The organism is Actinomadura montaniterrae (assembly GCF_008923365.1).
GTDB classification, from domain to species: Bacteria; Actinomycetota; Actinomycetes; order Streptosporangiales; family Streptosporangiaceae; genus Spirillospora; species Spirillospora montaniterrae.
The window spans coordinates 1-6,363 of sequence record NZ_WBMR01000366.1 but is presented as its reverse complement, the minus strand read 5'-3'; the positions used below and the strand labels follow the sequence as shown (position 1 = coordinate 6,363).

Genomic DNA, 6,363 nt, shown 5'->3' with positions numbered 1-6,363 from the left:
CCCGGCGTGCGCACCGCGTGCCCCGGCGTGCGCACCGCGTGCCCCGGCGTGCGGCCCCGGCGTGCCCGCCGCGCAGCCCGGCGTGCGGCCCCGGGCATGCGCGCGCTGCCGTCCGGAACGCCGGTGGGCGTACGATTCCGGACATGTCCACCGTCGCGCTCGCCGTCAGCGAAGGGATCACCCTGTTCGAGGTCGCCGCGCCCTGCGAGGTGTTCGGCGTCGACCGCGGCCTCGCCGACCCCTGGTACGACCTCACCGTCTGCGCCCCCGCGTCCGTCCGGCTCGGCGGCTGGTTCCAGGTGGACGCCCCGCGCGGGCTCGACGCCCTGACCGCCGCCGGCACCGTGATCGTCCCGGCCTGCCGGAACGTCCTGGAGGAGCCGCCCGCCGACCTCGTCGCCGCGGTCCGCGCCGCGCACGAGGCGGGCGCGCGGGTGGTGTCGATCTGCACCGGCGCGTTCGTGCTGGCCGCCGCCGGGCTGCTGGACGGGCGCCGCGCCACCACCCACTGGATGCACGCGGCGCGCCTCGCCGAGCTGTACCCGCGCGTCGAGGTCGACCCCGGCGTCCTCTACATCGACGACGGGTCCGTCATGACGTCGGCGGGCAAGGCCGCCGGCATGGACCTGTGCCTGCACATCGTCCGCCTCGACCACGGCGCGGCCGTCGCGAACGACCTGGCGCGGCGGCTCGTCGTCCCGCCGCACCGGCCCGGCGGGCAGGCCCAGTACATCCCCGCGCCCGTCGGGCCCGGCCGCGAGCACGCGCTCGCCGGGCTGCTCCCGTGGGCGCTCGCCCGCCTGCACGAGCCGCTGACCGTCGAGGACCTCGCCCGCCGCGCCGGGATGAGCTCCCGCAACCTCGCGCGGCACTTCCACGCGGTCGCCGGGACGACGCCGCTGCAGTGGCTGCACGCCCAGCGCGTCCACCGCGCGCAGGAGCTGCTGGAGACCACCGACGACGGCATCGACCTGATCGCCGACCGGACCGGGATGGGCACCGCCGCCACGCTCCGCCGCCACTTCCAGCGCGCCCTGGGCGTGTCGCCGGACGCCTACCGCCGGACGTTCCGCGCTTCGGCCATCCCCGGCTGACCGTCCGGCCGTCCCGGGGCGGCGGCGCGGAGTTCCGTGACGCGGGGCCGCGCGGCGCGGGCCACGGAACCGAGGGTGAGGACGGCGAGGCCCGTCACGACCAGCAGGAGGACGGGCGGTGAGGCGAGCCGTCCGGCCGCCGCCAGCGGGAACGGCACCGCGAAGCCGAGGTAGGAGACGGCCTGGTAGGCCGACGTCAGCGCGGCGAGACGCTCCGGGCGGGCGAGCCGCTGCACCTCCTGCAGCCCGCACACCTGGCAGCACCCGTACGCCGCGCCGAGCACCAGCGCCGCCACGACCACCAGCGCCGGGCTCGACGCCGCCGCGGCGCCCGTCGCCACGAGCATCCCCGCCGCGACCAGGCCCATCGCCGTCACGAGCAGCCGCCGCGGCGCGGGGACCCGCCGGGCGAGCGGCTGGACGGCGATCCCCGCCGCGGCCGTCAGCGTCGTGACGGCCGCGCCGAACACGAGCGCGTGCCCGCCGAGACGGTCCACGACCAGCGCCGGAAGGTAGGCGAGCGCGACCGACGCCGACCCGAACACCCACGGCGCGAGCGGCACGACGACCGTCCGGAACCGGTGCCCGCGCGCCTCGGGGACGCGCAGCGCGTCCCGCAGCCGGCCCGGCGCGCCCGCCCGGCGGCCCGTCTCCGGGGCGCGGGCGGCGAGCGGCAGCGCGACGCAGGCGAGGAGCAGGTGCGGGACGTACGGGACCGCGGCCGGGGCCGGCGCCCACTGCGCGAGGACCCCCGCGACCAGCGGCCCGAGCCCGAATCCGACGCTCATCGCGATCGTCAGGCGGCGCGGCCCCGACCCCGCCGCGGCCGCCGACAGCTCCTTGATCCAGGCCGAGCCGGCGCTGAACGCCGCGCCGCTCGCGACGCCCGCGACGAGCCGTCCCGCGAACAGCCACCCGGGGTCCGTCCCGCCGAGGATCAGCAGGACCGTCCCGGCGGCGGACGCGGCGATCGCCGGGACGAGCACCCGGCGGCGGCCGAGCCGGTCCGAGACCGGGCCGCCGAGCAGCAGGCCGGGGACGAGCCCGAGCACGTACATGCCGAACGTGGCCTGCACGGTCGTCGCGGAAAGGCCGAGCCTGTCGCGGTACAGCGGCAGGAGCGGCGCGAACTGCTGCGCTCCCCACCCCACCGTCGCGACGGCGAGCCCGGCCCTCCACCAGGCCCGGCCGCCGATGCCGAAGTCGTTCATGGTGCGGTCGTTCATGGCGCCATGCTCTGCGGCGCGGCGTTCCCGCACGAGCGGCTGGAACGACAAGGTGCGCGCAGTTTCGGACGCGGTGCCGGACGGCCCGGGGCGCGGGGATCCGGACAGGGATCCGGACAGGGCGGACCCGCCTGCGCGCCGCGGTGAGCTCCGGGGCGGCCGCGGCCGGGTGTGGCCACCGTGGCGGGACGGGTGGCCGGGCCGGTGCGCGGCGGGCAGCGCCGGCGGCGGGCCCGGCGCTCGTCGCCCGACCCGTCCGACCGGCTTAATTCGCCCCATGATTTAAATAGTGAATTTAGTCGCCGTCAAGCCCCCGATCCCATGCTTCGACCAAGATCATCCAGAGCGGGCCGGGAACGCTTGACAGGTGATCAAGGTCGGGAGAGGTTCCTGATGACGCTGAACCCGCCGCAGGGGTCATGGCCGTCCGGGCCGCCGTGACCCCGTCCGCGCACCCGCGGACACGGGCGGGCGCGCGGCCCCGACCGGGCCGCGCGGCGCCGTCGCCGTCACGACCCAGGAGGGACCTTGCGACACCCCCACACCCGAACGTCCGCCCGGATCAGGCGTTCGCTGACCGCCCTCGCGGTCGCGGCCGCCGCCGTCCCCGCGGCGAGCGGCCCCGCCCTCGCGGACGCGCCCGCCTCCGCGGCCTACCTCAACCCGCGGCTCCCCGTCGCCCAGCGCGTCACCGACCTGCTCGGCCGGATGACGCTCGAAGAGAAGATCGGCCAGATGACGCAGGCCGAACGCGGCGCCATCGACTCCGACCCGAGCCAGATCACCTCGCTCGCGCTCGGGTCCGTGCTGTCCGGCGGCGGGTCCGTGCCGGCCGACAACACCCCGTCCGGCTGGGCCGACATGGTCGACCGGTACCAGTCCGCCGCGCTCAAGACCCGGCTGAAGATCCCGCTGCTGTACGGGATCGACTCCGTCCACGGCGACAACAACCTCGTCGGCGCCACCGTCTTCCCGCACAACAACGCGATGGGCGCGACCCGCGACCCCGCGCTCGTCCGCGAGGAAGAACGGATCACCGCCACCGAGACGCGCGCGACCGGCCCGCAGTGGGTGTTCGCCCCCTGCATCTGCGTCTCCCGCGACCTGCGCTGGGGACGCACCTACGAGTCCTTCAGCGAGGACCCCGCGCTCGTCATGCAGATGGAGACCGCGCTCGAAGGATTCCAGGGCCGGAGCACCAAGGACCTCGCCGACCCCACGCACGTCCTCGCCACCGCCAAGCACTACGCGGGCGACGGCGACACCAAGTACGGGTCGTCCACCAGCGGCACCTACACCATCGACCAGGGCGTCACCGTCACCGACCGCGCCCACTTCAACGCCATCGACCTCGCGCCGTACATCCCCGCCGTGCGCAAGTACCACGTCGGCAGCATCATGCCGTCGTTCTCCAGCGTCGACTGGACGGAGGACGGCGTCGGCAACCCCGTCAAGATGAGCGCCAGCAAGGAACTGCTCACCGACGTCCTCAAGAAGAAGATCGGGTTCGACGGGTTCCTCATCAGCGACTGGGAGGCCATCCACCAGCTCCCCGGCGACTACGCCACCCAGGTCCGGACGGCCGTCAACGCCGGCATGGACATGTTCATGGAGCCCTACAGCGCGCCCCAGTTCGAGCAGGCCCTCCTCGCCGAGGTGAAGGCCGGACGCGTCGCCACGTCCCGCATCGACGACGCCGTCCGGCGCATCCTCAAGGCCAAGTTCGAACTCGGCCTCTTCGAGCACCCGTATACCGACCGGACCAACATCAAGACGGTCGGCTCGCCCGCGCACCGCGCCGTCGCCCGCCGGGCCGTCGCCGAGTCGCAGGTGCTGCTGAAGAACTCCGGCCGCACGCTGCCGCTGAAGAAGTCGCAGCACATCTACGTCGCCGGCGTCAACGCCAACGACATGGGCAACCAGGCCGGCGGCTGGACCGTCACCTGGCAGGGCGCCTCCGGGAACACCATCCCCGGGACCACGATCCTCCAGGGCATCCAACAGAACGCCAAGAACGTCACCTACAGCGCCGACGCCTCCGCGCCCACGGCCGGAAGCGACGTCGGAGTCGTCGTCGTCGGCGAGACGCCCTACGCCGAAGGCGTCGGCGACGTCGGCAACGGGCACACCCTCAACCTGTCCGACACCGACAAGGCCAACATCGACAAGGTCTGCTCCGCCATCGAGAAGTGCGTCGTGCTGGACGTCGCGGGGCGGCCGCAGATCGTCACCGACGAACTGCCGAAGATGGACGCGTTCGTGATGTCGTGGCTGCCCGGCAGCGAAGGCGCCGGCGTCTCCGACACCCTCTTCGGGAACCGTCCCTACACCGGGCGGCTGTCCTACACGTGGCCGCGCAGCGAGGCGCAGGAGCCGATCAACATCGGCGACAAGAACTACGACCCGCTGTTCCCCTACGGATACGGGCTCCGCACCCACCGCTGAGCCGACCTCGCCTTCCGGCGCCGTGGCGGCCCTTCGCCCCGGCGCCGGAAGGCCCGCGCGGGCTTCGCCTCGCCGGCCGGCTTGGCCCTGTCGGCGCGTTGTTGACCGGAGCCGGTTCAGCCTTACGGGGCGGCCGGCTTGGGGGCGGCCGGCTTGCGGGGCGGCCGGCTTGCGGGCGGCTGAGCCGGCTTGGGGGCGGGCTCGGGGGCGGCTGAGCCGGTTTGGGGGCGGGCTCCTAGTCGGCGGTCTGCGGGAGGCTCGCCTTGGCCTTCGCGTAGTCGCCGGTCGGAGCGCCGTCGTCCAGGCGGTACACCAGGTGGACGACGCCGGTGGCGAAGGTCACGGAGGAGATCAGCTTCAGCGGCAGCGGGGCGTCCGCGTCCTCGAACAGCCGCATCCCCTCGCCGACGGCGATCGGATGAACCAGCAGGTGAAGCTCGTCGAGGAGCCCCGCCGCCAGCAGCCGCCGGACGAGCGACACCGACCCGCTCATCGCGATGTCCGCCGTCGACGGTTCCGCCTTCAACGCCGTCACCGCCTCGATGAGGTCGCCCTGAAGCTGCTCGGAATTGCGCCATGTGAACTCGAGCTCCCGGGTGGACACCACGATCTTGCGGGCGTCGCCGAGCTTCTTCGCGAAGGCCGCGTCCTCGGCGCCGGCCTTCTCGCGGTCCGGCCACGCGCTCGCAAAGCTGTCGTAGGTCCGGCGGCCGAGGAGGAGGGTGTCGGCCGAGCTCATCTGCGCGTCGACGGCCTGGCCCATCTCGTCGTTGAAGTAGGGGAAGTGCCAGTCCTGGGGGTTCTCGACGACTCCGTCGAGCGAGATGAACAGCCCCGCCGTGATCTTCCGCATCCTGGTGCTCCTTGGCCGCTGGCGATGACTCATGGTGTTCAGGGGCTTCGACCATCGCCGCCGCCAGAACTCATCGCCGCAGCCGCACCGCAATCTGCAACGCTCGCGAGGCTGCTCACCACGCCGCGCGTTCGCGTGGCGCGGTGAGCAGCCGGATGGGGGTGTCGTACGCCCTGACGAGCCGAAATGCGGGCGCAGACGTGTCGACGCCTGCCGCACGCCCAGGCTGTCTTGGTGGGCGGCCGCGCTGACGCTGAGGGGGCACGGATGGGTGGGTGTTGAAGAGCCGGGGGTGGAGGGTGTTGCAGGTGGTGAGAAGCGTGGTGGTTGCTGTCGGTCGGATGCGTTGATGCACGCGGCGTCGGCACAGCGGGCTGGGCGGACGTGAGGGTGCGTGGTGTGGGGACGTGGTGTGGGGACGTGGACGTGGACGTGTGCGGGGGCGTGGACGTGTGCGGGGGCGTGGTGCGGTTTGAGGGGTGTGGATTGGGGTGTTGGGTGCGGTGATCGTCGAGAGTGGGTGTTCAGGCGTGGAAAGTGCTCGAGGTCATCGAGCGAGAAAGTGTTCGGGGAGGTTAGGTAGTTCGGGAGTCCCTAATTCAGGTGTTCGGGAGAACTACAAGAGGGGTGTTCGGGTGGTGGGGTGGCGCTTGCGTACGGGGCCGCCCCTCCAAAGTCAAGGGCGCCTTCGGCGTCGCTTCGCGATGGACTTCGTCCACCCTTGACTTTGGAGCCTCTGCGGCCC

General features: G+C 73.3%; 4 protein-coding genes. 2 read left to right on the top strand and 2 right to left on the bottom strand.

Features of this window, described 5'->3' with window-relative positions; genetic code table 11:
• Window positions 1-143: 143 nt before the first annotated feature.
• Window positions 144-1,094 (top strand): GlxA family transcriptional regulator, encoded by a 951-nt coding sequence (locus tag F9B16_RS48590; protein WP_151547046.1) that lies wholly within the window; start codon window positions 144-146, stop codon window positions 1,092-1,094.
• Here the strand turns inward: F9B16_RS48590 and F9B16_RS48585 are convergent.
• Window positions 1,055-2,320, bottom strand: a complete 1,266-nt coding sequence (locus F9B16_RS48585) for an MFS transporter (RefSeq protein WP_151547045.1) — start codon at window positions 2,318-2,320, stop codon at window positions 1,055-1,057. The genes F9B16_RS48590 and F9B16_RS48585 overlap by 40 nt on opposite strands.
• Window positions 2,321-2,848: 528 nt before the next feature.
• On the opposite strand from F9B16_RS48585, the gene F9B16_RS48580 reads away from it, so the two are divergent.
• Window positions 2,849-4,765, top strand: a complete 1,917-nt coding sequence (locus tag F9B16_RS48580; RefSeq protein ID WP_225992637.1) for a glycoside hydrolase family 3 protein — start codon at window positions 2,849-2,851, stop codon at window positions 4,763-4,765.
• A gap of 235 nt (window positions 4,766-5,000) precedes the next feature.
• Here the strand turns inward: F9B16_RS48580 and F9B16_RS48575 are convergent, their stop codons facing one another.
• Entirely contained in the window at window positions 5,001-5,618 is a 618-nt protein-coding gene (locus F9B16_RS48575; protein WP_151547044.1) for a dihydrofolate reductase family protein, read from the bottom strand.
• Window positions 5,619-6,363 lie beyond the last annotated feature (745 nt).